General features: G+C 64.1%; 20 protein-coding genes and 2 pseudogenes. 19 read left to right on the top strand and 3 right to left on the bottom strand.

The window, feature by feature from the left end:
* Window positions 1–402: 402 nt before the first annotated feature.
* From GSQ87_RS22095 to GSQ87_RS22050, 10 genes and pseudogenes are all read left to right on the top strand, one after another.
* Window positions 403–1,118: pseudogene (locus GSQ87_RS22095) on the top strand (IS6 family transposase).
* A gap of 260 nt (window positions 1,119–1,378) precedes the next feature.
* Window positions 1,379–1,891: a GNAT family N-acetyltransferase gene (locus GSQ87_RS22090; protein WP_158918853.1), complete on the top strand. Its 513-nt coding sequence runs from the start codon at window positions 1,379–1,381 to the stop codon at window positions 1,889–1,891.
* A gap of 510 nt (window positions 1,892–2,401) precedes the next feature.
* On the top strand, window positions 2,402–5,824 hold the full coding sequence (locus GSQ87_RS22085; RefSeq protein ID WP_158918851.1) for a response regulator: 3,423 nt from the start codon (window positions 2,402–2,404) through the stop codon (window positions 5,822–5,824).
* A complete protein-coding gene (locus tag GSQ87_RS22080) occupies window positions 5,824–6,657 on the top strand; it encodes a protein-glutamate O-methyltransferase CheR (protein WP_254063210.1) in 834 nt (277 codons plus the stop codon). The genes GSQ87_RS22085 and GSQ87_RS22080 overlap by 1 nt, the downstream gene beginning before the upstream one ends.
* A complete protein-coding gene (locus tag GSQ87_RS22075; RefSeq protein WP_158918847.1) occupies window positions 6,654–7,223 on the top strand; it encodes a chemotaxis protein CheB in 570 nt (189 codons plus the stop codon). The genes GSQ87_RS22080 and GSQ87_RS22075 overlap by 4 nt, the downstream gene beginning before the upstream one ends.
* Before the next feature lie 5 nt (window positions 7,224–7,228).
* A complete protein-coding gene (locus tag GSQ87_RS22070; protein WP_254063212.1) occupies window positions 7,229–8,920 on the top strand; it encodes a response regulator in 1,692 nt (563 codons plus the stop codon).
* Between the two features lie 403 nt (window positions 8,921–9,323).
* Window positions 9,324–10,421, top strand: a complete 1,098-nt coding sequence (locus GSQ87_RS22060; RefSeq protein ID WP_158918845.1) for an acyl-CoA dehydrogenase family protein — start codon at window positions 9,324–9,326, stop codon at window positions 10,419–10,421.
* 59 nt (window positions 10,422–10,480) lie between these two features.
* Window positions 10,481–10,885 (top strand): annotated as a pseudogene (locus GSQ87_RS23225) (PIG-L deacetylase family protein); the annotation flags it as partial.
* Window positions 10,886–10,921: 36 nt separating this feature from the next.
* The gene (locus GSQ87_RS22925; RefSeq protein ID WP_254063209.1) at window positions 10,922–11,167 is read left to right on the top strand and encodes a hypothetical protein; all 246 of its coding nucleotides are present in this window, start codon (window positions 10,922–10,924) and stop codon (window positions 11,165–11,167) included.
* Window positions 11,167–11,766 (top strand): class I SAM-dependent methyltransferase, encoded by a 600-nt coding sequence (locus GSQ87_RS22050; RefSeq protein WP_174241484.1) that lies wholly within the window; start codon window positions 11,167–11,169, stop codon window positions 11,764–11,766. The genes GSQ87_RS22925 and GSQ87_RS22050 overlap by 1 nt, the downstream gene beginning before the upstream one ends.
* Here GSQ87_RS22050 and GSQ87_RS22045 read toward each other — a convergent pair.
* Window positions 11,671–12,648 carry a glycosyltransferase family 2 protein gene (locus GSQ87_RS22045; RefSeq protein WP_158918839.1) on the bottom strand — a complete coding sequence of 326 codons (978 nt, stop codon included), beginning with the start codon at window positions 12,646–12,648 and terminating at the stop codon, window positions 11,671–11,673. The two genes, GSQ87_RS22050 and GSQ87_RS22045, sit on opposite strands and share 96 nt — an antisense overlap.
* A gap of 297 nt (window positions 12,649–12,945) precedes the next feature.
* Between GSQ87_RS22045 and GSQ87_RS22040 the strand changes: the two genes are divergently transcribed.
* The 7 genes from GSQ87_RS22040 (at window position 12,946) to GSQ87_RS22010 (ending at window position 20,533) form a co-directional block, all read left to right on the top strand.
* The gene (locus GSQ87_RS22040; protein WP_158918837.1) at window positions 12,946–14,478 is read left to right on the top strand and encodes an FAD-dependent oxidoreductase; all 1,533 of its coding nucleotides are present in this window, start codon (window positions 12,946–12,948) and stop codon (window positions 14,476–14,478) included.
* A gap of 283 nt (window positions 14,479–14,761) precedes the next feature.
* Complete coding sequence (locus tag GSQ87_RS22035) at window positions 14,762–15,244, top strand: hypothetical protein (protein ID WP_216839541.1); 483 nt, start codon at window positions 14,762–14,764, stop codon at window positions 15,242–15,244.
* A gap of 119 nt (window positions 15,245–15,363) precedes the next feature.
* On the top strand, window positions 15,364–15,909 hold the full coding sequence (locus GSQ87_RS22030; RefSeq protein ID WP_216839539.1) for a (2Fe-2S)-binding protein: 546 nt from the start codon (window positions 15,364–15,366) through the stop codon (window positions 15,907–15,909).
* The gene (locus GSQ87_RS22025) at window positions 15,909–16,919 is read left to right on the top strand and encodes a xanthine dehydrogenase family protein subunit M (protein ID WP_158918831.1); all 1,011 of its coding nucleotides are present in this window, start codon (window positions 15,909–15,911) and stop codon (window positions 16,917–16,919) included. Before GSQ87_RS22030 ends, GSQ87_RS22025 begins: the two co-directional genes overlap by 1 nt.
* Window positions 16,920–16,921: 2 nt before the next feature.
* Window positions 16,922–19,171 (top strand): xanthine dehydrogenase family protein molybdopterin-binding subunit, encoded by a 2,250-nt coding sequence (locus GSQ87_RS22020; RefSeq protein ID WP_158918829.1) that lies wholly within the window; start codon window positions 16,922–16,924, stop codon window positions 19,169–19,171.
* Between the two features lie 372 nt (window positions 19,172–19,543).
* Entirely contained in the window at window positions 19,544–19,753 is a 210-nt protein-coding gene (locus GSQ87_RS22015) for a hypothetical protein (protein WP_158918827.1), read from the top strand.
* Between the two features lie 579 nt (window positions 19,754–20,332).
* Window positions 20,333–20,533 (top strand): hypothetical protein, encoded by a 201-nt coding sequence (locus GSQ87_RS22010; RefSeq protein WP_158918825.1) that lies wholly within the window; start codon window positions 20,333–20,335, stop codon window positions 20,531–20,533.
* Between the two features lie 362 nt (window positions 20,534–20,895).
* On the opposite strand, the gene GSQ87_RS22005 is transcribed toward GSQ87_RS22010, so the two are convergent.
* The gene (locus tag GSQ87_RS22005) at window positions 20,896–21,246 is read right to left on the bottom strand and encodes a Crp/Fnr family transcriptional regulator (RefSeq protein ID WP_158918823.1); all 351 of its coding nucleotides are present in this window, start codon (window positions 21,244–21,246) and stop codon (window positions 20,896–20,898) included.
* A 627-nt stretch (window positions 21,247–21,873) separates the two neighbouring features.
* Between GSQ87_RS22005 and GSQ87_RS22000 the strand changes: the two genes are divergently transcribed.
* Both GSQ87_RS22000 and GSQ87_RS21995 read left to right on the top strand, forming a co-directional pair.
* Entirely contained in the window at window positions 21,874–22,728 is an 855-nt protein-coding gene (locus GSQ87_RS22000) for an SDR family NAD(P)-dependent oxidoreductase (protein ID WP_158918821.1), read from the top strand.
* Window positions 22,729–22,806: 78 nt separating this feature from the next.
* The gene (locus GSQ87_RS21995) at window positions 22,807–23,595 is read left to right on the top strand and encodes a DUF72 domain-containing protein (RefSeq protein ID WP_254063208.1); all 789 of its coding nucleotides are present in this window, start codon (window positions 22,807–22,809) and stop codon (window positions 23,593–23,595) included.
* A 168-nt stretch (window positions 23,596–23,763) separates the two neighbouring features.
* On the opposite strand, the gene GSQ87_RS21990 is transcribed toward GSQ87_RS21995, so the two are convergent.
* A complete protein-coding gene (locus tag GSQ87_RS21990) occupies window positions 23,764–24,708 on the bottom strand; it encodes an NAD(P)/FAD-dependent oxidoreductase (RefSeq protein WP_158918819.1) in 945 nt (314 codons plus the stop codon).
* Window positions 24,709–24,924 lie beyond the last annotated feature (216 nt).

The following is a 24,924-nucleotide window of genomic DNA, read 5'->3' as shown; positions in this document are numbered from 1 at the left end:
GTCGCAATTTCCAGCCGGTGCAGCCTCAGCCATACCGGAGGTGCACCGGTGGGATTGTAGGATTCCCGACACGGCCTCCAACTTGGCTTGCCGCCTTGTGCCGCAATGGACTCGGCGCGGAGCGAGCGCGCTGGCGCGTCGCCCTTTCGCGACCGATGCTGGCACGTCGTTCGACGCCCGCTTTGGGGGCGGCGGCCCCCAGTCGGCCTGTCGCGAAAAGCCGGGGACCTTAGGGCCGGTGAGGCGATACCGAGAATGGCTCCTGTTCGCGCTCATCCGCTTACGACCGTTTTGATCGTGGAAAACGAGGCGATCATACGGTGGGAACTGGCTGATCAGTTGCGAGGGCTCTGTCAGGTCAAATGTACCTTGCGGTGATCGCGGTCGGGGGTAGGGAAAGGGATGCCCCGCCGGAAGCCCTCGCCCAACCCGTTCCGTTGGTTCGACTTATCGCCGGAGGTGATCCGGCTGGTAGTGATGATGTACGTCAAATACCCGCTGTCGCTGAGAACGTGGAGGACCTGCTACACGAGCGGGGTATCGATATCTGCCACGAGACGGTTAGGCTGTGGTGGACCCGCTTCGGACCGATGTTCGCCTCGGAGATCCGCAAAAAGCGAGTCGAGGCGATGCGCCAGCACACCCATTGGCGATGGCACCTCGACGAGGTCTACGTGAAGATCAATGGCGAGATGCGCTACCTCTGGCGGGCGGTGGACCATGAAGGCGAGGTGCTGGAATCCTTTGTCACCAAGGAGCGGGACAAGGCGGCCGCGCTGAAATTCATCAAGAAGGCCATGAAACGCCACGGCCGCCCCGAGGCCGTTGTCACCGACGGGCTCCGATCCTACGGGGCGGCGCTGAAGGAGATCGGCGGGACCGAACGTCAGGAGGTTGGCCGCTGGATCAACAACCGGGCTGAGAATTCACACCAGCCCTTCCGACGACGAGAACGGGCGATGCTGAGGTTTCGGAGGATGAAAACACTCCAGACCTTCGCTTCGGTGCACGGGATGGTGCACAATCATTTTAGCCAGGAGCGCCACCTCGTCAGCCGCACAATTTACAAAGACCGACGCTCAGCCGCCCCGGCTGAGTGGCGGCAGGTTGTTGGGTAGAGCTCGCTCGAGTTTGGGGGAGCTACGTCCGAGCGGAGACAAGTTCGCGTTGGACTGACAGCACCCTGGCGACCGTTCCCGGTGACCAGGACGATGACGACGATCCGGACGACCTCTAAAGGAACCAGGCCTGCCCGGAGGCCGTTGGCGAACTTCGCCTTTCTGGGCCGCGGCCAACGTCTGCAATGGGCGCCCTCCAGCCCCTGTGAACCCAGCCTACGGGCTAGACACGATCGATTGGTTCTGCGTTTAGGCCAACGATGCTCACGCTCGCGACAGACGCCGACCTTCCTGAAGCTGTGAAGCTGATCAATGCCAGCTACAGGGGCGAGACCTCCCGCCAGGGCTGGGCGAACGAAGCCGACTATATCGATGGCGAGCGGACGACGCTGGAGGCGCTCCGCGCTGACCTCAAGGCCAATCCCGCGGCGAAACTCTACCTGATGCGAAACTCGGCCGACGGCGGGCTGCTTGGTTGCGTCTGGCTGGAGCCTCACGATCGGGAGGTATGGTATCTTGGCCTCCTCACGGTGCGGCCCGATCTCCAGGACCGACAGCTTGGGCGCACGATGCTGGCCGAGGCCGAAGCTGTGGTGCGCAGAGAAGGCGGCCGGACCGTGCGAATGACGGTCGTGCATCTGCGAGACACCCTCATCGCGTGGTACCAGCGGCGAGGCTACATCCTCACCGGCGAGACGTCGCCCTTCGCGCCCGTCGATCCCCCGAGAGACGATCTGCACTTCATCGTGCTGCAGAAGCCGCTTAGTGCCTAGGTCCGCAGGAACCCCGATCCCTCGGGAAACAGCCGCGCCAAGGGCGTTGTCAGCGCAAATTCACACATGCCGAAGCTCAGCGTGAACCGAAAGTACAGCCACACGGCGTGATGGATCACCTCGGCTGGGAATCGATGGCGCTTGAATGACAGTGGCCTCATGGAAACCCTTGCTCCTCAAGAGCCTTAGGCAGCCCAAAGTGGAGACAAGTTAGCGTTAGACTGACAGCACCTCTGGCGATCTCCGTGGCCAGGGCGACGTGCGCTTCGCAGGGGATCAGGTGGCTGGAGGCTGAGATGATCCGGTGTTCGGCCACCCTTCGAATACCAGAGTGGCTCGATGCGGCCTTGATTGCATCTGCTGGCATGGCGCTGGGAGTTCCGTGCTGCGCCACCCCGCGGCAGACTTCGGGAGCAGATGCGTGATCGAAAGCGTGCCGTTACGGCCAAGCTTGATCTGTTGGGCCCTAAGGCGATAGGCAAGCGCTTCGCTTCCGTGTTTGAGAACATAATGCCGCAGGACAAATCCCGCAGCGCCCCGACCTCTGCATCGAGGACGGGGCTTTGGACCGCGCTCGGCGTGATTGCGGCTCTGTTGTTCTTCTTAATCAGCGGCGGCGTCTCATTCTCCGACGTCCAAGTCTTGAAGACCGACAACGAGAAGATCGTGCATTCGCATGAGGTTATCGGCGCCCTCGACACACTTCTGTCCACGATGCAGGACGCAGAGACGGGGCAGCGTGGTTTCCTGCTGACCGGCGATGAGAAATACCTTCAACCTTACGAGGACGCTCTCTCCAAGGTCGATTCGGAGCTGAGCGGCATCGCTACGCTGACCGTGGACAATTCCACCCAGCAGGCCAACCTGGCTCACCTCAGACCCCATGTCGAAGGCAAGCTCGCCGAACTGAAGCAAACCATCGACCTACATCGCGGCGAAGGCGCCGCAGCCGCCCTGGCCGTGGTCAAGACCGATCGCGGCAAGGTGGAGATGGACGCTATCCGCGTCCAGCTCGGCGTCATGGGGCAGGAGGAGGCGCGGCTGCGCTTAGCGCGTGTCGCGGAAATGCAGGCCGCGTCCAGCACGGCGACGGTCAGTGGCGTCTTGGCGGCGCTGCTCGGTATGGCGCTGACACTGGTGGCGGGCGTTCTGGTTCACCGGGCGGCCAGCGCCCGTCAGCGGCAAGCCTGGTTGCAGGCCGGACAGGTGGGGCTCGCCAGGGCGATGCTCGGGGACAAGACCGTTCAGCAGCTCGGCGACAGCATCCTGGACTTCCTGGCTCCGTACCTGGGCGCCCAGGCCGGCGTGCTGTTCAAGGGCGACGGCGACCACTTCGAACGAGCCGCCGTGTTGGGCGTGCCGGCGGACGCCAAGATCCCCAAACGCTTCGCTACACGCGAAGGGCTGCTCGGACGCGTCGCCGCCGACGGCCGGCCCGTCATCGTGCACGACGTCCCCGAGGGCTACCTGACCGTGGGCTCGGCATTCGGGCGGGACAAGCCGCGCCACCTGCTCATCGCGCCGTTCAACGCCGATGGGGTGGTCAACGCCGTCATCGAGCTCGGCTTTCTGCATCCTGTCGACGATCGCGTCCAGGCGCTCCTGGAACAGGTCGCCGGGCCGGTGGGCGTGGCCCTTCGCTCTGCGCGATACCGGACCGAGCTGCAAGACCTCCTCGAGGAGACCCAGCGCCAGGCCGAAGAGCTGCAGGTTCAGAGCGAGGAGCTACGCGTCTCCAACGAGGAGCTGGAGGAGCAGGGCCGCGGCCTAAAGGAACAGCAGGTGCGGCTGGAGCAGCAGCAGGTCGAGCTCGAACAAACCAATACCCAGCTTGAGGAACAGGCTCAGCAGCTCGAGGTCCAGCGCGACGACCTAGTCCGAACCGGCGCTGCTGTGGAACTGAAGGCCCGAGAACTGGAGCAGGCCAGCCGATACAAGTCGGACTTCCTGGCCAACATGTCCCACGAGTTGCGCACGCCGCTCAACTCACTGCTGATCCTGTCCAAGCTGCTCGGCGACAACCCTAACCACAATCTCTCCGACGAACAGGTCAAGTTCGCCCGCACCATCCAGTCGTCGGGCGCCGATCTACTCAATCTCATCAACGACATCCTCGACCTGTCGAAAATCGAGGCGGGGCACATCGAGGTCCGGCCCGAGACCGTATCCTTGACGCGGCTTGCCGCCGATCTGCGCCAAACTTTTGATCCCGTCGCTCGCGAGCGACATCTGAGCTTCGCCATCGACATCGTCGAGGACTGTCCGCCCGCGATCACCACGGACCGCCAGCGGCTGGAGCAGATTCTCAAGAACCTGCTCTCAAACGCTTTCAAGTTCACCGAGAAGGGGGGCGTGGACCTGCGCGTCACGTGTGCGGGCAACAGCCTCTTCCTCGCTGTCACCGATTCCGGCATCGGCGTCTCGGCCGAGCAGCAACAAGCGATCTTCGACGCCTTCCGCCAAGCCGACGGCGCCATCAACCGCAAGTATGGCGGTACGGGGTTGGGTCTGTCGATCTCCCGGGAGTTGGCGCGCCTGCTCGGCGGCTCCATCGCGCTCGAGAGCCAGCCCGGCAAGGGTTCGACCTTCACCGTCGCCATCCCGTTGGCCTATAATTCCGCCAATGTAGGTCCCCGGCCAGAACCCGCGTCTCCCTCGCCCGGTGCGGCGGGGACGCCCGCGCCGTCCTCCGGGTCGGCCCCCTTGCCGTTTTCGGTGGACGACGACCGCGAGCAGCTCGCAAACGCACGTCGCATTCTGCTGGTGGTGGAGGACGACCAGAGCTTCGCCGGCATCGTCCGCGACCTCGCTCGCGAGGTGGGTTTCCAATGCCTGGTGGCAGGCACCGCTGAAGAGGCCCTGGATCTCGCCAAGCGCTTCAAGCCGAGCGCCATCGTGCTGGATGTCGGCCTGCCGGACCAATCGGGCCTCGCGGTGCTCGACCGCCTGAAGCGCGACGACGAGACCCGTCACATCCCCATCCATGTGGTCTCCGGCGCCGATCACACCCAGACCGCCTTGTCCTTGGGCGCCGTCGGCTACCTGATAAAGCCGGTCAATCGTGAGGACCTGGCTGGGGTCCTCCAAGCCCTGGAGGCCCAACTCACCCGCACCGTGCGCCGGGTCCTGATCGTAGAGGACGACCCGGTGCAGCGGGACGCCGTCGGCAAGCTCTTGAGCTCCGGCGAGGTGGAGACCGTGAGCGCCGGCACCGCCGCCGAATGCTTGCGTTTGCTAAAGGCGCAGACCTTCGACTGCATGGTCCTCGACCTCTCCCTGCCGGACGCCTCGGGCTTTTCCCTGCTGGAGACCCTGAGCAAGGAGGGCGATTACGCCTTCCCGCCGGTTATCGTCTACACTGGCCACGATTTGTCGGCCGAGGACGAGCAAAAGCTCCGCCGCTATTCCAGCTCCATCATCATCAAGGGCGCCAAGTCGCCCGAACGCCTGCTGGACGAGGTTTCGCTGTTCCTACATCAAGTGGTCTCCGAGCTGCCCGCCGAGCAGCAGAAGATGATCCACGAGGCTCGCAACCGCGACGCGGTGCTGGAGGGGCGGCGAATCTTGATCGTCGAAGACGACATTCGTAACGTCTATTCCCTGACGAGCATCCTGGAGCCGCGAGGCGCGATCATGGAGATTGCTCGCAACGGTCAGGAGGCGCTCGACGCTCTCGATCGGCAGGCGACCGTCTCTGGGGCCATCGACCTCGTGCTTATGGACGTGATGATGCCAGTCATGGACGGGCTGGACGCCACCCGTCGCATCCGCTTGGATCCGCGCTGGGCCAAGCTGCCGATCATCATGCTGACGGCCAAGGCCATGCCGGACGACCAGGAACGCTGCCTCTCGGCGGGTGCCAACGACTACATGGCCAAGCCGCTCGACGTGGACAAACTGCTGTCCCTCGTACGCGTGTGGATGCCCCGTTAGTGACCAAGGCGGGTGACGATGTCGAGGATATCGAGATTCACCTCCTACTGGAGGCGCTGTTCCGGCGCTACCACTACGACTTCCGTCACTACGCCCCGGCGTCCATCAAACGGCGACTGAAGCAGGCCCGCCAGCAACTCGGCTTTCACAGCTTCTCAGCCCTTCAGGATGCCGTGCTGCACGATGCGGCTATGGTCCCCCGCTTGTTGAACTACCTGACTGTGCAGGTCAGCGAAATGTTCCGCGATCCCGGTTATTTCCGTGCGATCCGTGAGAAGGTCGTGCCGCACCTTCGAACCTATCCCTCGCTAAAGGTGTGGATCGCGGGGTGCAGCAGTGGCGAAGAACTTCATTCGTTTGCGATCCTGTTTCGCGAAGAGGGGCTTCTGGACCGCACGCTTTTCTACGCCACGGACATCAACCCAGGCGCCCTCGAGATCGCCGCCAGCGGCGTCTACGCGCTGGACCGCATCAAGGCGTTCACGGAGAACCATCAAATGTCGGGTGGCAAGTCATCCTTGTCCGACTACTACACCGCCGCCTATGGCCGCGCTGTGTTCGACAAGACGCTGCGCAGCCGTGTGGTCTTCTCGGACCACAGTCTGGTCACCGATGCGGTGTTTGCCGAGGCTCAGCTCATCTCCTGCCGAAACGTGCTGATTTATTTCGACCGACCTCTACAGGACCGGGCGGTGGGGCTTTTCCGCGATTCGCTTGTACGAAAGGGCTTCCTGGGCCTGGGCTCGAAAGAGAACCTGCGCTTCTCCGGTCACGCCTGCGCGTTCACCGAGTTTGTCCGTGAAGAGAAGATATACCAGCGGCGAGAGCCATGAGCGGGGCAGCCGCCATTGTGATCGGTGCGTCGGCCGGGGCTATCCAAGCCCTGTCCCGCATCCTGCCTGCCTTGCCCGCCGCCTATCCCATCCCTGTGCTGGTCGTGGTTCACATTCCGCCCGACCGATCGGACCTCCTTGCGCCGCTGTTTCAGGCCAGGTGCCGCCTCGTGGTGAAGGAGGCTGAGGATAAGGAGCCGATCCTCCCGGGATTCGTCTACTTTGGACCTTCCGACTATCACTTGCTGGTGGAGGCTGACCGCACCATGTCCCTCTCGGCGGACGAACCGGTGCTCTATTCGCGCCCTTCGATCGATGTGCTGTTCGAGAGTGCTGCGGACGCCTATGGCGCCAGCCTGGTGGGTGTGATCCTGACAGGCGCGAACGAGGATGGCGCCGCGGGCCTGCGGGCGGTCGCCGCCGCTGGGGGCGTCGCCTTGGCGGAGGACCCTGTGGCCGCCTTCGCGCCGGCGATGCCGAGCGCCGCGCTCGAATTGTGCGCCGAGGCGCAGTCCATGTCGCTTGACGCAATAGCTGCCTACCTTGTGGGCTTGGGGACCTCGTGAGCGGCATGCTGGAACCGACAAACTTCCTGATCGTCGACGACCTCGAGGAGAACCTTCTGTCGTTGGAGGCCCTGCTCCAGCGCGAAGGACTGGCCTTTCTCAAAGCGCGCTCCGGCGACGAAGCCCTTGAAATCCTCTTGACGCACGACGTGGCCCTGGCCCTGCTCGACGTGCAGATGCCCGGGATGGACGGCTTTCAGTTGGCTGAGTTCATGCGCGGAAACGAACGCGCGCGACACATCCCGATCATTTTTCTCACGGCGGGGAGCGCGGATACTCAGCGTCGCTTCCGCGGCTATGAGGCCGGCGCGGTCGATTTTATTCAAAAGCCGATCGAGCCCGATATCCTTCGCGGCAAGGCCGACGTCTTCTTCGACCTCCACCAACAGCGCCGTCAAATCCAGGTCCAGCGGGACGCGCTCCAGGCCAGTACAACGGCTCTCGCCGACGCGGCGAATAAGCTTGAAGAACAGGTTCGGGCGCGAACGGCGGAGCTTGAAGATGCTCTGGCCCGATTGAAAGCCGAGACGGCCGAGCGCGAGCGTGCCGAGGCCTCGCTCCGTCAGGTGCAGAAGATGGAAGCCGTTGGCCAGTTGACGGGCGGCATTGCTCACGACTTCAATAACATGCTGACCGGCGTCATAGGATCGCTCGACCTCATGCGACGACGGGCGGCCAAGGGCCAGCTCAAGGATCTTGATCGGTATATAGACGCCGCATCTGCATCCGCGGGACGGGCTGCGGCCTTGACTCAGCGCCTTCTCGCCTTCTCCCGTCGGCAATCGCTCGACCCCAAACCCGTCGAGATCAACGGCCTAATCCGCTCCTTGTCGGATCTGATCGAACAAGCAGTGGACGAGAAGATCGACTTCAAAGTCGTGTTGGCCCCCGATCTCCCATCCGGCATCGTTGATCCTCACCAGCTTGAGAACGCGATTCTCAACTTGGCGCTCAACGCACGCGACGCCATGCCTGACGGTGGCGCCCTCACGGTCGAGACCGGCGTCGTCGTCCTGGATGAAATCTACGCCGCCACGCGAGCGGGGATAACGCCGGGTCGCTACCTGATGGTCGCGGTCTCGGACACGGGCGTCGGCATGTCATCCGATCTAATCGAGAAGGTGTTCGATCCGTTCTTCACCACCAAGCCGCTAGGGCAGGGTACGGGACTGGGCCTATCCATGGTCTACGGGTTCGTCCGGCAGAGCGGCGGTCAAGTGCGCATCCACAGTCAAGTCGGTCTCGGTACGTCTGTGACGCTGTATCTTCCAACCACCGAGGCGCGCCCTGCGACTCCTTCCATTGTTGTGTCATCCGCGACGCCTGGAGACGGCGAGCGCGTGTTGGTGGTCGAAGACGATGCGGCAGTGCGGATGCTGGTTCGCGAAGTTTTGGAGGAGCTGCGGTACCAGGCCGTGGAGTTCGCCGACCCGTTTGCAGCTGTGCCCTACCTCGCCTCTGGGGAGCGCATCGACCTGATGATCTCCGACGTAGGCCTGCCGGGTATGAACGGCCGCGAGTTGGCGGAAACGGCTCGCGCTCACAGGCCTGGCCTGCCGATCCTATTCATCACGGGCTATGCCGAAAATGCCGCCATCCGCTCCGGCTTCTTGGGCGCCAACATGTCCATGGTCACCAAGCCCTTTTCGTTGGATGAGCTTGCGGCCAAGGTTAGCCAGATGATCGTCTCCAATTGAACGAAAGAGCGGTGTCATGGGACGCCGCTCCTTTATCCGAACCTAAGCTACCGCCTCGGATCCGCTGGTGGCCGAATAGACCTCGCCGGTAACAAGCTACCCTCATACGAGGCGAGCAGTTTCTCGACGTCGCGGAAGCTCAGCGTGAATCGAAAGGACAGCCACACCGCGTGACGGATCACGTCGGCGGGGAAGCGATGGCGCTTGAACGACAAGGACCGCACAGAAATACTTCGAAGATGCTGATATTAGGCGGCATAGGCCGTGAGTGATTTTGGAAAATCGGTGAGTAATGTTGCAATAAGATGTTTCGGGACAACATTAACCCTTCCGTGAAGTCCGTTCGCCGCCGCCGCGAACCTCGAGGCCCGCGATGCGTTGTGTGGTGACGAAGATCGTGCGGATGAACGCCATTTCCCTTTCCATCGAAGTCGAAGCACCGCCCCTGGTCGCCCTTGTCGAGGCGCTGGACGAATTGGCGATGGCTGCGGCGGCTTGCGATCGCACCGGCGCCTTTCCGGCCGAGGGCGTGGCCATCCTACGCCGCATTGGAGTGCTCGACGCTTTTGCTGGTCTAGCCGAGTCTCAAGCCCTGGAGCTGTTCGATGCGCTGCGCCTGATCGGAAGAGCGGACCTCAGCCTTGGCCGTATCTTCGAAGGTCACGTCAACGCCGTGCGCCTGATCGATTGGTACGGAGACGAAGCGCAGAAGCGGACATTGGCCGAGGATATCGCGCAGCGCAGGCTGTTCGGCGTCTGGGCGACAGAGCCTCCGCCAGGCGTCCGCATCCTCGATACGCCTGAGGGGCCGATGCTGGATGGCGCTAAGAGCTTCGCCACGGGCGCCTTGGCTATCCAGCGGGCGATCATTACCGCGCGCGCCGTGGATGGTCACAAGCATCTGGTGATCGCACCCGTGACCGCTGAGCGAGCCGATGCAAGCGGCTGGCGCACACGCGGCATGCGCGCGACCGGAAGCGGCCTCTATGATTTCACGGGGGTGGCGGTGTCACCTTCCATGCGTCTGGGCGGGGTCGGGGACTATGAGCGCGAGCCGCGGTTCACCGGGGGCGCATGGCGCTTTACTGCTGTCCAACTGGGCGGCGTCGAGCAGCTGGTGATCCTTCTGCGAGACCATATGCGCCGCAGCGGCGCCGCCGACGACCCGGTGCAGCGCGCCCACTTCGCTCGCGCGGTCGTACAGGCGCGCACGGCGAATCTCTGGGTGCGGGAGGCGGCCAGGCTGACGGCGGCGCAAGACGTAGCGGCCGTCCCACTGACATCGATGACGCGTGGGGTGGTCGAACGGGCGGGCCTGGAGGTCATGGAGATCGTCGCCCGTGCGATCGGTACCCGAGCCTTCTTCGACGATCAGGAGGTGGATCGCATCACGCGCGATCTCGGCCTGTATCTACGCCAGGCGCATCCGGACAAGGCGGTTGATCGCGCGGCGGAGTCTTGGCTGGAGGCCGATCCTTGGCGCTCCGATCCGTGGTGGTGAGAGGTGTCGGCGCCGTGCGCCGCGCTATCCTCCGTAGCAGGCCGGGTGAGAGGGACCGAATGCTGGCGGCTGGTCGCTGGCTTGTGTTGGCGCCGCATCCAGATGACGAGACGTTGGGAGCCGGCGCGCTACTGTGCGCTTTGGCGGATGCCGGGCGTCCCGCACAAGTCGTCTATCTTACAGACGGTTCTGCATCGCATCCCGGTTCGCCGACCTGGTCGCGAGGACGACTGGCGGGGTTGCGGCGACGCGAAGCGCGCGCCGCGCTCCGACGACTTTGTGGCGTGGGCGCACCAGAGCCGGTTTTCCTCGATTGGCCGGACGCAGCTCCACCAGCACCGGACTCGTCGCTGTTTGCAGCCACGGCCTTGCGCCTGGCGAGGCTCATCCAGAGCGAACAGATCACGAATTTAGCGACGACCTGGCCGCTCGAGCCGCACTGCGATCATGCCGCGGCCGCAGCGCTAGGTCAGGCCGTCGCAAGACGCCAGCGGGGTAGGGTGCGGCTCTATTGGTGCGTCGTCTGGGGCTGGACCATACCCGAAAGCCGCCAGTTGGAGCGGACCGCGGCGCTGCCGATCCTCAGTCCCGCCGCCATGACACGCCGCCGTCGGGCCGCCCTGGCGCAACACCGATCCCAACTGGGCGGGGTCGTCAGCGACAGTCCCGGTGGTTTCAGACTGCCCCCGGCGATGAAGCGAACCGTCGCCGACGTCCAGGTCCTGTTCCGATCGACGGAGGCGTGATGCGCCGGACCAAGTCTCTCGACGCCGGTTATTTCGAGGCCATGTACCGAAAAGAGGCGGATCCCTGGAAATTCGAGACCAGTCCATACGAACAGGCCAAATACGATACGACCCTGGCTGCGCTGGGGGACCGTATTGTCGGCCGAGTGCTGGAGGTGGGCTGCTCTGTCGGCGTGCTGACGGCGCGATTGGCCGGGCGCTGCGGATCGGTGCTGGCGGTCGACGTCAGCGAGACGGCTCTCGAAGCGGCAAGGTCGCGTTGCGCCGGCCTCGCCAATGTGGCGTTCGGGCGGATGGGCCTGCCGAACGAGACGCCCTCCGGTGTCTTCGATCTAATCCTGTTGTCGGAGGTCGCCTATTACTGGGACAGCGGCGACCTGATGCGGATGGGCGAGATCCTCAGGGCCAAGGTGACCCCGGGCGGTTGGGTGCTCCTGGTCCACTGGACCGGCGAGACGGACTATCCGAAGACGGCCGATGGCGCCGTCGCTGAACTGTCGACCTCAGCAGGCGAGGCCTTCGAACTCGAGTTCGCGCAACGCACCGACGATTACCGGCTGGATCTTTGGCGTCGCCGCGCCGAGGTCGAATGCTCTTGATTCTCGGCTTTGGCGGATCATCGCCTGGGCGCGTGCAAGCTCTTGCTCAAGCACGTTGAAGCAAAGGGCTTCTCCGTCCAGTACCCCACGGAGAGCATCGTCGAGCCGAGGAAGACCGTGAGCAGGCATTTTGTCTGCCAGGGATTCCCAGAGTCCCAGGGTGTCCGCAGTCCCACCGCTTGCGCGGCCGACCAATCTGCAGGAGGTGGACACTCGCACGTCGGTGGCGTGCCGCACGCGCGCGCCGTGGGATCGGGCGGCGTTGAAGAGCGCGCGGTCTTCTCCCGTCGGCAGGACCGGCGATCCCCCCGCCTTTCGGTAAACGCCTAACCGCAGTGCGATGCTGGCGCCGCCTTCATAGTCGTGCCGAGGCCAGGGGTCATGTGGGGGAGCATTTTCCGCCCGAAGGTAGGCGAGGGCGGTGAGGTATTTGCCAGCGATCAATAGCCGATGGCGATGTTGGGGCGAGAGCAACATGCGTTCCTGGCGCATCAGGTGGGCGGAGCCCGCGACCACGTCGCAACCGTGCTCCAGGTGACGGAGATTGGCTTCCACCCAGTTCGGCGCCACCGTCGTATCGCCGTCGGTGGTCATCAGGACGTCGAATGGGTCATCGAGATAGTCGGCCGCGCCATCCATGGCTAACCGGCGCGCCCAGCCGACATGGTTGAAGGGCTTTGGCAGACTTAGCTCGCGCAAATCCAGGCTTGGGTGACAGCCGAACGCTTGACGAAGGCGGGCGGATGTCTCGTCGGTGCAATTGTTGGCGACAACCACGATCTTATCGGGCGCACGGCCGGCTTGATCGAGCAAAGCGCCGACGCAGGCCACGATCCGCTCCGCCTCATTGCAGGCCGGGAGCCCGACTGCGATACGCCTCATTTTAGCTCCGCTATTTAGCTGAGCGCCAATGCCGGAACGGCGAGAGTTGTTCCATATTGATTTATCTGGAAGGCCTTGTGTTCGAAAGCCGACATTGTGGAAGCAAAGCTTAGGCCAGCTAGGCAAAATCCTTAGAGGGTGATCTCCAGTCGATTTTCGGCAAGCTGCGGCCCGACCATCCAAGAGGGGGTGTTGTGATCCTCGTCCCCTTCAAAGAACTGCGCGCGATTTGTGTGCAAACCGCCGTTGATCCCAAACTGCCGAAGCGCGTTTGAGCTTACAACCAGGAGAGACGCCATGAGCGAAGGCAAGACGCCCGAAGGCCCTGACTTCGGCAAAGGCGTGGCGGCGAGCGACATCGCCGAAGGCGGGATGCTGGCAGGCCACGTTGGAGACGAGGCCGTGCTGGTCGTCCGTATGGATGGCGTCCTGCACGCTATCGGTGCGGAATGCACCCATTATCATGGCCCTCTGGCCGATGGCTTGATCAAGGACGGGGTCGTGCGTTGCCCCTGGCATCACGCCTGCTTCAGTCTGAAGACTGGCGAAGCTATAGGCGCCCCCGCCTTCGATCCGGTGGCCTGCTACAAGGTGGATGAGAAGGAGGGCTTGGTCTTCGTCAAGGACAAGCTCGAGACCAGGTTCGAAACGCTGAAGGCTCCGGCCTCCGTAAAGAAGGTGGTCGTCGTCGGCGGAGGCGCGGGCGGTTTTGCGGCGACGGAGATGCTGCGGCGCAAGGGTTATCTTGGCGATCTCGTCCTACTGAGCGCGGACGCGGATGCACCCTATGACCGGCCCAACTGCTCCAAGGATTTCCTATCCGGCGAGGCTCCGGCTGACTGGATGCCTCTGCGGGACGAGGCTTTCTACAAGGACCAGAAAATCGATCTGCGCCTCAACACCGAGGTCGAGAATCTGGATCTCGAAGCCAAGAAACTGGGCATCAAGGGCGGCGAGGCTGTCTCCTATGACATCCTGATCCTGGCCACCGGCGGCGAGCCGCAACGCCCCCCGATCCCTGGGCTGAATGGCGACAACGTCTTCCTGCTGCGCAGCCTGCGGGACGCCGCCGCCCTCGCCAGGGCGGCGGAGACCGCCAAGGTCGCCGCGGTGATCGGGGCCAGCTTCATCGGGCTCGAGGCCGCCGCAGCGTTGAAAAAGCGCGGTTTGGAGGTGCATGTGGTCGCCCCCGAAACCGTCCCGTTCGAAAAGGTCCTTGGCGTCGAGGTCGGGCGCTGGGCGCAGAGCGTGCACGAGGAGAAGGGTGTCGTGTTCCACCTCGGTCGGAAGGTCCACGCCTATGCCGACGGGGTCCTGAACCTGGACGAAGGCCGCTCAATCAAGGTGGACATCGTAGTGCTCGGTACGGGCGTGAAACCCCGGGTCGCCCTCGCCGAAGCCGCCGGCTTGAAAGTCGACAATGGTGTGGTGGTGGACGATCACCTGCGCGCCGCCGAAGACGTTTACGCGGTGGGCGATATCGCCCGTTATCCCGATTCCATCTCCGGGCAGGCGATCCGAGTGGAGCACTGGGTGCACGCCGAGCGGCAGGGCCAGCATGTGGCTCGGGCGATCATGGGCGAGGATAAGCCCTATGCGGACGTCCCCTTCTTCTGGTCAGCCCATTATGAGGCGGCCTTCCATTACGATGGCCATGCGGAAAGCTTCGATCCGCCGAAGGTGGACGGCTCGGTGAGGGACTATGACGCCACCGTACGCTACGAAAAGGACGGCATACTTCTGGCCGTGGTCACGCTGGATCGAGACATGGCGAGCTTGCAGGCCGAGGTGGCGTTCGAGCACGCATCGGAACCAGAGCCTGAAAAATAAGAGGCTTTGGTCACTCTCCGGGTAAATTTTCGCTGTCAAATGCAGTGGAACGGTGAGCGGCTTGAGCCGTTTGGATTCACAACTCGTTCAGGAGGAAGATATGGGCCGCAGCATTCTCCTTCTCTTTTTGGGTGTTCCGCTTCCCGTCGTGATTCTACTCGCCCTGTTCTGGCATTGAGGGGATGGATCGATGGTTGAGGTAACATCTTCCTGGTCTTCGACGTCAGAGCCTTCAGTATCCGCAGTGTCCTGGTCGGCGGTCTTTGCGGGCGCTGTCGTTGCTATGGCGATCACGATTATCTTTGCAACGTTGGCCGTTGGATTCGGCGTGGGGAGTCTGAGGGCATGGCCGAACGGGGGAATCGGGCTGAAGACCTTCACCGCTTTCGCCGGATGTTGGCTGATCGTCACCCAGTGGGTGTCGTCTGGTATTGGGGGGTATATCACCGGGCGTCTTCGTACCCGGTGGCATAATCTCCATACTCATGAAGTCTTCTTTCGAGATACCGCAAACGGCTTTATCGCCTGGGCGCTGGCGACCGTGGCGGTCGCGGCCGTAAGCGTCTTGGTGACGAAGTCGGGTGGATCCGACCTTTCCGCTCACGCCGCCGCCATCTCGGACGCGGCGTCGGCCGGCGCGGTCGACGCCGCTCGCAAAGCGGCCGCGGGATTCGCCGCCTTCACAGCTATCGGCATGCTCGTCGGCGCCTTCATCGCCTGCGTGGCGGCCGCGCTCGGCGGACAGCAGCGTGACGAGCATCCCTAAGCGCAGCTTGCCGGACCCCTTTCCACTGCAGAGTTGAAGCATCGCCGATGAGTAAGCTAGACGCGCCTTCCGACCCGCATCGCCGACTTCTGCTCGGAGGCGTAGCCGGGGTGGCAGGCATGGCCAGCTTAGCCGCACAACCTGTTTCTGCGACACCTAGCAAGGCTGCTCCCTCGGCGCCCGCCTCTGGCGCCAGCGATATGGTCCTCAACATCAACGGGCGCGATCAGCATCTGAAGGTCGATGTTCGCACCTCCCTGCTCGACGCCCTGCGCGAGCATCTGCATCTGACCGGCGCGAAGAAGGGGTGCGACCAGGGCCAGTGCGGCGCATGCACGGTGCATGTCGACGGCAAGCGCGAGCTGTCGTGCCTAACCCTCGCCGTCGCCGTCCAGGGGCGAAAGATCAACACCATCGAAGGGCTGGCGGGCGCGGACGGCGGCCTTCATCCGATGCAGCAGGCGTTCATCGACCATGACGGTTTCCAGTGCGGCTACTGCACGCCAGGCCAGATCATGTCCGCTGTCGCCTGCGTGCACGAGGGCAATGCGCGGACCGACGCCGACATCCGCGAATATATGAGCGGCAACCTCTGTCGGTGCGGCGCCTATCCCAACATCGTCGCCGCGATCAAGCAGGCCCGTAGTTCGATGGAGCGCGGCTGATGCGGCCCTTCGCCTACGAAACCGCCGCCGACGTCGCCTCCGCCTCGCGCTTCGGCCGGGAAGCCGGGCAGGGGCAGACCGATGCGCCGACCCAATTCCTGGCGGGCGGCACCACCCTGATCGACCTGATGAAGCTCGACGTGCTTCGGCCCCAGCGCCTGGTCGACATCAATCCCCTGGTCGCGCGTCATAGCGAGATCGAGGTCGGTCCCGACGGCCTGCGGATCGGTGCGCTCGCCAAGATGTCGGCGGTGGCCGCTCATCCGGAGGTGCTGGCGACCTATCCGGCGCTGGCCCAGTCGCTGCAGCTGGCGGCCAGCCCGCAACTGCGCAACATGGCGACGTTGGGCGGCAACGTGCTCCAGCGCACCCGCTGCACCTATTATCGCGATCCGAGCTGGACCGCCTGCAACAAGCGCCAGCCCGGCTCGGGCTGCGCGGCGCTGGAGGGCGTCAACCGCAACCACGCGGTGCTCGGCGTGGACGAGAACTGCATCGCGCAATATCCGGGCGACCTCGGCGTGGCGCTCATCGCCCTGGGGGCGGAGGTCGAGCTGGGCGGAGCGGCCGGCGCCCGCCGCATCCCATTCGCCGAACTCCATCGGCCTGCTGGCAAGCCGCATGTCGAGACCACGTTGAAGTCCGGCGAACTGATCACCGCCTTCCGCGTGCCCGCCGGTCCCTGGACGCGGCGGTCGCTGTATCTGAAGGTACGCGACCGCGCCTCCTACGAGTTCGCCATCGCCTCGGCCGCCGTCGCGCTCGACATGGACGGAGAGGTGGTGCGGCAGGCGCGGATCGGCTTGGGCGGTTTGGCGTACAGGCCATGGCGCGCGGAAGCTGCAGAGGCGTCGCTCAAAGGCAAGCCGCTGACAGAGGAGACCGCCGAGGCGGCGGCGCGCGAGGCGCTCTCCGGCGCCATCACTCACGGCCACAACGCCTACAAGCCCGAGCTGGGTCGCCGCACGATGGTTCGCGCCTTACTTGCCGCCAAGACGATGGAGGCCTGAGCATGGCTGATGACGCATCCTGGTTCGGCGTCCCCACGCCTCGCATCGACGGGGTCGCCAAGGTCACCGGCGCCGCACGCTACGGGTCCGACGAGCCGATCGCCCATCCGGCCTTCGCCTACCTGGTCACCAGTTCGATCTCGCGCGGGCGCATCGCCGACATGAAGCTGGAGCGGGCCCGGGAGGTGCCGGGCGTGCTCGATATCCTCCACCACGGCAATGTCGGGTCGCAGGCGAAGCCTCCGCCTTCCATGACGGGCGACAAGGCCACCAACACCCTGGAGACGGACCGGATCGAGCACGACGGGCAGATCATCGCAGTAGTGGTGGCAGAGACGTTCGAAGCGGCGCGGGAAGCCGCCCATAAGGTCCAGGTCGATTATGCGGTCGAGCTTCCGAGCGCGAGCTTCGACAGTTCCGGCGTCACCGCCGAGCCGAAGAAGCAAAAGGAAAACCCCAAGGTCGGCGACGCCGCGTCAGCCCTGGCGGGCGCGGAGGTGAAGATCGACGCGCACTATTCGACGCCGACGCAGCACCACAATCCGATCGAACTGTTCACCACGACCTGCATATGGGACGGCCCCAAGCTGACCATCTACGAGCCGAGCCAGTTCATGTGGGGCCTGAAGGCGGCGGTGGCCAAGCAGCTCGACATGGACCCGGCCAACATCCGCACCGTCTCCCGCTTCGTCGGCGGCGCCTTTGGATCTCGGGGTGGGACGACCTCGCGCACGGCCTGGATCGCCATCGCCGCCCGGCGGCTGGGCCGGCCGGTGAAGCTGGTCGCCACGCGTAGTCAGGGCTTCACCATCGCCACTTACCGCGCCGAGACCCGCCAGCATGTCCAGCTTGCGGCGTCGCGGGACGGCAAGCTGGTCGCCCTCAGCCATGAGGGCTGGGAGGTCACCTCGCGGCCATCCGGCTACAATGTCGGCGGGGTCGACACGACGGCGCGCATGTACGCCTGCCCCAACATCGCTACCGCGGTGAACGTGGTCCATGCCGACCGCAACACGCCGGGCTTCATGCGGGCGCCGGCCGAGACACCCTACATGTTCGCCCTCGAAAGCGGGATGGACGAGCTCGCCTATGCGCTGAACATGGACCCGGTCGCATTGCGGCTGGTCAACGACACCCAGACCGACCCGGTCAGCGGTCTACCCTTTTCCAGCCGCTCGCTGACAGCTTGCTACGATCAGGCGGCGGAGCGGTTCGGCTGGTCGCGCCGCGATCACAAACCGGGCTCGATGCGCGATGGCGACTGGCTGATCGGGTGGGGCTGCGCCACCGCCTGCTACCCGACCAATATCGCCCCCTGTGCGATCCGGCTGTCGGTGACGCCGGACGGCCGAGCGACGGTGCAGATGGCGGCCCACGAGATCGGCACCGGCGCTTACACCACCATCGGCCTGACTGTGGCCCGTGCGCTTGGGCTCAAGCTGAATGACGTCGTGGTGATGTTGGGCGATAGCGACCTGCCGCCGGTACCGGTCGCTGGCGGCTCCAACAACACCGCCAGCACGCTGAACGTCGCGGCCAAGGCTTGTGAACAGGTTCGTGACCGGCTGGCCGCAGCCGCAGTGGCTGACCATGAGAGCGTCTTCACCGGCGCCGATCCCAAAGGCCTGCGCCTGTCGGACGGGATGCTGGTGGGCGATAACCGGCACGAGCCGCTGGCCAAGGCGCTGGGACGGGTTACGGGCGGGGCGCTGGAGATTCACGCCGAGAATGTGCCTGAAGGTCTGCCGCCCACCGCCATTGGCTCGCTTTACAAGGGAACGGCCACGATGCTGCGCGGCGGAAGCCGCAAGGACGTCACGACCTATGCCTTTGGCGCCCATTTCGTCGAGGTTCGGGTGAACAGCCGAACGCGCGAGATCCGGACCCCGCGCGTGGTCAGCGCCTTCGCGGCCGGAAACATCGTCAACCCCACGACGGCCCACAGCCAGTTCATGGGCGGCGTGATCTGGGGTTTGTCCTCCGCACTGCACGAAGCGACCGAGGTCGACCCGAAGACGGCGCGCTACGTCAACAACAACCTCGCAGACTACATGGTGCCGGTGAACGCCGACGTGCCCGAGATCGATATCATCATGGTGCCTGAGAAGGACGAGCGGGTAAACCCGCTGGGCGTGAAGGGGATCGGCGAGATCGGCATCGTCGGCATGAACGCGGCTGTCGCCAACGCCGTCTTCCACGCCACCGGAAAGCGCGTGCGCGATCTACCGATCCGGATCGAGAAGCTGATCTAGAATCACCTAGACCTGTCACGTTGGCTCTGTCGGGTGAAATGTACCCTGCGGTACAGGTTGGGGGTAGGGGAGGGCATGCCCCCGCAGAAAATCCCGCCCAACGCGTTCCGCTGGTTCGACTCATCGCCGGAGGTGATCCGGCTAGCGGCGCCGATGGTCCATACCGAGCAGCGGTGGGAGCGTTGGTGCGCAGGAGAAGCCGATCCGAAAATCTTGCGGCTGCTGCGGCACACCCGTGAGGAGGAAGCCAAGGGAGGGCCAAATCGTCAACGCAGGCTGAAGACGTCATCGCAGTCTTGTTACTACCGCTGCAGCCGCAGCGTGAACGATCCTCGGGGCCAGCGGGTTGGAGTCGAATGACGGAGCAACCCAATGTCCGAGCTTCATGCCAAATCACGCAACAAACTTCCGGCCAAGGAATTCGCTGAGCCAGAAAAGCGCGCCTACCCAATCGAAGACAAGTCGCACGCTTGCAATGCGAAGGCTCGAGCAACGCAGGCCGTGAAGGCTGGCCGCATGTCGAAAGCCGAGGCTACCACCATCAACAAGAAGGCCGACGCAGTCCTGAAGAAGGAAGGATGAGGCGCCTGGCCATGAAGGCCGGGAGCAGAGCGTTTCCCGGCGTCGATGTCGTTGGAGCCGGCCAATGGCGGGTTGAAATTGCGGAGGGGCGTGGACTGCCGCAAAAGGCGTCAGTGCGGGCGGGGGCGACGTCCACTCGGCGATGCGCGAGCAAACGACTATCGGGCCTGCGAAGCCGGATCGTAGACTAGCTGCGGTGCTCGTGAGCGCTTTGACCGGCCGTCCGCGCGCGAGGCGGCGGCCTGGGCGGCGCGACGGCGGCGGTCGCCCGTATACTGACGATGTCGAAAAGGGTCAGACCTGTCGCCGCTTCGATGTACTAATCGTTTCGGCCTTCGATCATCATTGCTCTTGCGACACCAACTAGATCCTGTGTCCGCATCGTCTCACCCGCAAGGAACCCGGCAAAGGCTGGATTGACGAGGAAGCGCACCCCATTGCGACGTCAGCAGTCGCGCTTAGGTGCACCTACGCGTCATTAACCTGCTACGCTTTCGAACGGTTGTCGGTCGCATTCTCGACTTAGAAGGCGACTAAATTCCTCGCGTTCCGCGACGACCCAGAGGATAATTGAGGGGCATGAGCTTCATCCCCCATCCCGCGTACTCTGAGCCAATGCACGTCTCGGCCGAGGATGGCGAGGTGGTGATCATGGGCCCTCACGGTCTTTCCGCATCGTTCACACCGGATGCGGCGGCGGAGTCGGCGAGGCGGCTGCTGGCTGCGGTGGCCGAGATCGACCAGGGCAAGGGCCGCCTGGAGCGCGAGAGCCGGGGCTGATCGAAAACGGGCGGTGGCCGCCGGCTCATCCAGCCAGCCAATAGCGTAGTTTCGGGGCCCAGCCCCTGGGCTGCGATTCCAGCAATTCACCATGGCTGCCGAGCAGCGCGCCGCACGTCGAACAATGCTCGAGCCGATCCGGCGGTGCGTCGTCGTCGATTTAGACGCCAGCCTCGCACGATCGGCAGAGCAGATCAGGTGCTTGCTTGCGCAACGACAGGTGCAAAGACAATCCCCAGCTCAGGCGAAAGCGCCACAGGCGCTCCCGGAAGCCGCCCGCCGGAAAGGTCGCCGATGGGGGGTTCGCGACGGAAACGGAGACGACTATGTCGGGTTCCCGACCCTCGTCAGGGATCGCGATTTCAGCCCAACAATTCCTCAGTGCATTGCTTCACCGTCGCGTAACACTCGCAGGCGCCCTCTTCGAGGCCGGCGATGTCCAGCAGCTCCAGCCGGCCCCGACTGTAGCGGATCAACCCGGCCGATTGCAGGCTGCGGGCCGCCGCCGTCACGGTGGTGCGCTGCACGCCAAGCATGAAGCTGAGGAACTCCTGCGTCAGCGGCAACATGTTCGCCCCCGCGCGATCCCTGGACATCAGCAGCCACCGGCAAAGTCTGGCCTCGACATGGTGGACGGCGTTGCAGGCGGCGGATTGCTCGCTCAGGGTCGCCTGGGCCTGGGCGTGGCGGACGATAAGGGTGAGAAGCGCCATGCTTTCGGCCGCCGCATCCCGAAACGCGCCGCAGGGGATTCGATACACCCGCCCCGGCACCTGGGCGATGACCTGGCGGAAGGTAGGCCTGGAGCCCAACGCGTTGAGCAGGCCGAACCCGCTTCACGTCCGATCGTCAAGCTCTTCACGCTACGGCCGTCCTCCATCATGGTGACGACGGACAGGATGGCCCCGTCCGGGAAGATGACGGCGGCGACGTCCGTATCCGGTTCGTTGAGGATAGCGCCTAGGTCCAGATACGCTTCGGTCATGGACTGCTGGAGACGCTGTCAGGAGCAGCGCGACGCGCGGCGTTCTTGGCTAAAGGCGCCGCTTCAAAGGGACGCCCATCCTCTCTCGAGGCTCAACCACCATAACACAAATCTAGCTCCGCGAGGTTCTCCCGGAGGCGGCGGCCTCTGCGATCCCAGCCGGACGTCGCCATCCCAGCAGACGTGCTTGGCGCGGTGTTCAAGAGATCATCCAAGGCGTTCCGCAACCTGCCCCATAAGCTGGAACGGGTGACCATCACCCGTAAGCCCTGACCGCCGACCGGCGCGCCGCGAACGGAACGACCATCAGGGATAGCCTGTTGCTGCCAGAGGATTCTCGAAAGGCGTCTACGCGATGGGTGATCGGCTGAAGGACAAGGTTGCAGTGGTCACAGGCGCCGCGCGCGGCATCGGACGGGAGGTTGCTCTAGCGTTCGCGCGGGAGGGGGCTAACATCGCCGGCCTGGACGTGGCCGGACGGGTCAGCTCGATCCAGCATTACGAACTCCCCACTCCACAGGATCTCGCTGAAACCGGCGGCATGGTTCAGGCCTTGGGACGGAAATGGTTGCCGATCCAAGCGGACATCCGCGATGGTGAAGGGCTTCGAGCCGCTGCGGCAGAGGTCAAGGAAAGGTTCGGGCAGATCCACATCATCGCCGCGGTCGCCGGAATTCAGAGCTTCAAAGCGCTGCTCGATATGAACGACGAGGACTGGGACGATCAGATCGCCGTCAATCTGACGGGCACGGCGAAAACGCTTCGGGCTTTTGGGCCAATGGTGGGGGAAGGCGGGCGGATCATCGTCACATCCTCCACCCAGGGACGTCACGGCACTAAGTTCGGGTCGGCCTACTCAGCCTCGAAGTACGGCATTATCGGGCTTATGAAGTCTCTGGCGCTGGAGCTCGGAGAAAAGGGGATTTGCGTCAATGCGGTTATCCCGGGCCTGATCGACACTGCGCTGACGCGGAATTCCAGCCGTTACACCCAGGCCGTCGAAGAAGCCGGACAGCTTGTTCCTGAGGACCTGAGGCAACTGGAACAGAAAGCTGCAGAGGCGATGATCAAGAAGACGCCCTTGAAGCTGCCGTGGTTGCCGGCTGCGGATATCGCGAACGCCTACGTCTGGCTGGCTTCCGACGAGGCGCGCCTGGTTTCGGGGACAACGATCGACGTGACCGGCGGCGACAGCGCCCACAGCGTGTGATCGCCGACTGCCGCTGTCGGCCTGCTCGAAGCTGATGTTCCGAGCGGTATCCTGCACATAAAGGTTGCCGGGCGAGGCTTGTGCATAGGAAGCTATGTCGTCCGATGTGAACGAGGTGCTGCACTGGCGTTACCGGAATTATATGTTGGCGTAGCAGGCTGGACGATACCCGCTCCAATCGCCGACCGGTTCGATCATGGCGGCAGCCATCTCGAACGCTACGCATCGCGCTTCAACGCCGTCGAGATCAACAGCAGCTTCTACCGACCCCATAGACGATCCACATATGAGCGCTGGGCGGCGAGCGTGCCGGACAGGTTCCGCTTTGCCGTAAAGCTGCCGAAGACAATCACGCATGAACACCGTCTGTGCGATTGCAGCGCCCTACTTGAGCGCTTCGCCGGTGAGGTCATCGGACTAGGAGGGAAGCGTGGGCCTATCCTCGTGCAGTTGCCACCAAGCCTTGGCTTCGAATTTGCCGCTGCGCAGCGGTTCCTGACCGAAGCCCGTCACGTCCTCGGTGGCGCAATCGTCTGTGAGCCGCGACACATGACCTGGTTCAGCGAGGAAGCCGATGCACTTCTCGCCGCCGAACAAGTCGCACGAGTTGTAGCCGATCCGGCCGTGACACCGGCTGGCTCATCGCCAGGAGGGTGGCGCCGTCTGGCCTATTTTCGCCTGCACGGTTCGCCGCGTATCTATTGGTCTGACTATCCAGACGCTACGATCAACCGGCAGGCCATGTTTGTTCGTAATCTTTCGACGGCCGGCCATGACGTCTGGACCATCTTCGATAACACCGCAACCGGACGGGCGCCGGTCAACGCGCTCGCTCTCGTACACGATCTGGCGCAGCCGTTCCCGTAGACATTCATTTCCGAATTGAAGAGGCCGCTCCGCACCCAATCTTCCCCGTTGCAGCCGGTTGGAAGAACACGATCGTCCAAATCGGGCCTGCATTTGTTCAAGCCGCGCCCAACAGACAGCAGTCGCGCGGCCGTCCATCAACCTCCAATACTGCGCGATAGACCGCTTTTAGCTCAGTGGGATGGCGCGGCGCCGCGGCGACCGCAGTAGCGGCCGATCGGCGGCCAGATCGTTGCGGATGGTCGTCGCCGCGACGCCGGCTTCGCCACAGGCGTGGCTGATTTGGTCCAGACCAATCACCACATCGCCCGCCCCAAAAAGGCCTGGCTGAGAGGTCCGCTGGTGCGCATCGACCTTGATGCAGCCCTCCGCCGTCAAGTCGGCCTCCAAGGCCGCCGCCAGTGGTGAATGCACGTCAGAGCCGAGCGTGGGGTAAACCGCGTCGAAACGGACCGCACCCCCCGCGCAGTCGAACGCCAGCCCGGCCTCGGTGAGGTGAAAGTTTGCGACCGGCCCGTCGACGACAGCGACGCCGATCGATTCCAACTGCTGACGTTGGGCGCTGTCCAGATCGTGCCGGTCCCCGTTGGCGATCAGCGTCACGTCGGCGGTGAAGGCCCGCAGAAACACCGCCTCCCGGACGCCGTGATCTCCCGACCCGATCACCGCAACCCTCTGATCGGTGACCTCGAACCCATCGCAGACCGGGCAGTATCGCAGTCGTCCTGCTTGGAGGGCCGCATCATGGACGTCCGACGCCATTTCCGGTCGCCGGTTGGTGACGCCGGTGGCGAGGAGAACAGTCTTGGCGGCCACGGCCACATCATCATATTCGGCGGTGAAAAAGCGCTCGCCTCGACCCAGGCGGTGGACTCGGCCAGGTTCGATATGCGCCCCGTAAGCTTCAGCCTGCCGGCGCATCCGATGCAGAAACTCCGGTCCCGACACCCCGTCGGGGAACCCCGGTATGTTTCGGCTACAGGGGATCAGAGCGGCTCGGCTGCCGCCCGCGTCGACCACCGTCACCCGAAGGTGGTACCGCGCCAGGTAGACCGCGGCGGTGAGCCCGGCGGGGCCACCGCCGATAACGAGGCAGTCCAGAATTTCGGTCACGGCTCACCTCTGCTTTCGGGTTGGAGCGGCTAGCGCCTCTTGTCTCTCGGGCTTGATCACCTTGACCAACTGCGGCAGGAAGCTCGCCATCGAGCACCCCGCCGCAGCGACGCCTAGGCTATTGACCAGAAGCGCCTGCGCCATACCGGTCTAGGGAACGAGCCGCACGGTCGGCTCGCGCGCCCAGATCCGCCCTTCGGCGGCTGCCGCGATGAA

Origin of the sequence: Caulobacter sp. S45, assembly GCF_009765965.1 — a bacterium.
In the GTDB taxonomy this organism is placed as follows: Bacteria; Pseudomonadota; Alphaproteobacteria; order Caulobacterales; family Caulobacteraceae; genus CAHJWH01.
Note: the sequence above shows the minus strand (reverse complement) of the source record. Positions and strands in the feature narration are given on the sequence as shown.

Bases quoted from the DNA above. Each gene is read 5' to 3' on its own strand.
- GSQ87_RS22005 (WP_158918823.1), bottom strand. From the start codon at position 21,246: ATGGCGCTTCTCACCCTTATCGTCCGCCACGCCCAGGCCCAGGCGACC.
- GSQ87_RS22000 (WP_158918821.1), top strand. From the start codon at position 21,874: ATGGGTGATCGGCTGAAGGACAAGGTTGCAGTGGTCACAGGCGCCGCG.
- GSQ87_RS22010 (WP_158918825.1), top strand. From the start codon at position 20,333: ATGAGCTTCATCCCCCATCCCGCGTACTCTGAGCCAATGCACGTCTCG.
- GSQ87_RS22015 (WP_158918827.1), top strand. From the start codon at position 19,544: ATGTCCGAGCTTCATGCCAAATCACGCAACAAACTTCCGGCCAAGGAA.
- GSQ87_RS22030 (WP_216839539.1), top strand. From the start codon at position 15,364: ATGGCCAGCTTAGCCGCACAACCTGTTTCTGCGACACCTAGCAAGGCT.
- GSQ87_RS22075 (WP_158918847.1), top strand. From the start codon at position 6,654: ATGAGCGGGGCAGCCGCCATTGTGATCGGTGCGTCGGCCGGGGCTATC.
- GSQ87_RS22045 (WP_158918839.1), bottom strand. From the start codon at position 12,648: ATGAGGCGTATCGCAGTCGGGCTCCCGGCCTGCAATGAGGCGGAGCGG.
- GSQ87_RS22035 (WP_216839541.1), top strand. From the start codon at position 14,762: ATGGCGATCACGATTATCTTTGCAACGTTGGCCGTTGGATTCGGCGTG.
- GSQ87_RS22085 (WP_158918851.1), top strand. From the start codon at position 2,402: ATGCCGCAGGACAAATCCCGCAGCGCCCCGACCTCTGCATCGAGGACG.
- GSQ87_RS22060 (WP_158918845.1), top strand. From the start codon at position 9,324: ATGAACGCCATTTCCCTTTCCATCGAAGTCGAAGCACCGCCCCTGGTC.
- GSQ87_RS22020 (WP_158918829.1), top strand. From the start codon at position 16,922: ATGGCTGATGACGCATCCTGGTTCGGCGTCCCCACGCCTCGCATCGAC.
- GSQ87_RS22040 (WP_158918837.1), top strand. From the start codon at position 12,946: ATGAGCGAAGGCAAGACGCCCGAAGGCCCTGACTTCGGCAAAGGCGTG.
- GSQ87_RS22090 (WP_158918853.1), top strand. From the start codon at position 1,379: ATGCTCACGCTCGCGACAGACGCCGACCTTCCTGAAGCTGTGAAGCTG.
- GSQ87_RS22070 (WP_254063212.1), top strand. From the start codon at position 7,229: ATGCTGGAACCGACAAACTTCCTGATCGTCGACGACCTCGAGGAGAAC.
- GSQ87_RS22025 (WP_158918831.1), top strand. From the start codon at position 15,909: ATGCGGCCCTTCGCCTACGAAACCGCCGCCGACGTCGCCTCCGCCTCG.
- GSQ87_RS22050 (WP_174241484.1), top strand. From the start codon at position 11,167: ATGCGCCGGACCAAGTCTCTCGACGCCGGTTATTTCGAGGCCATGTAC.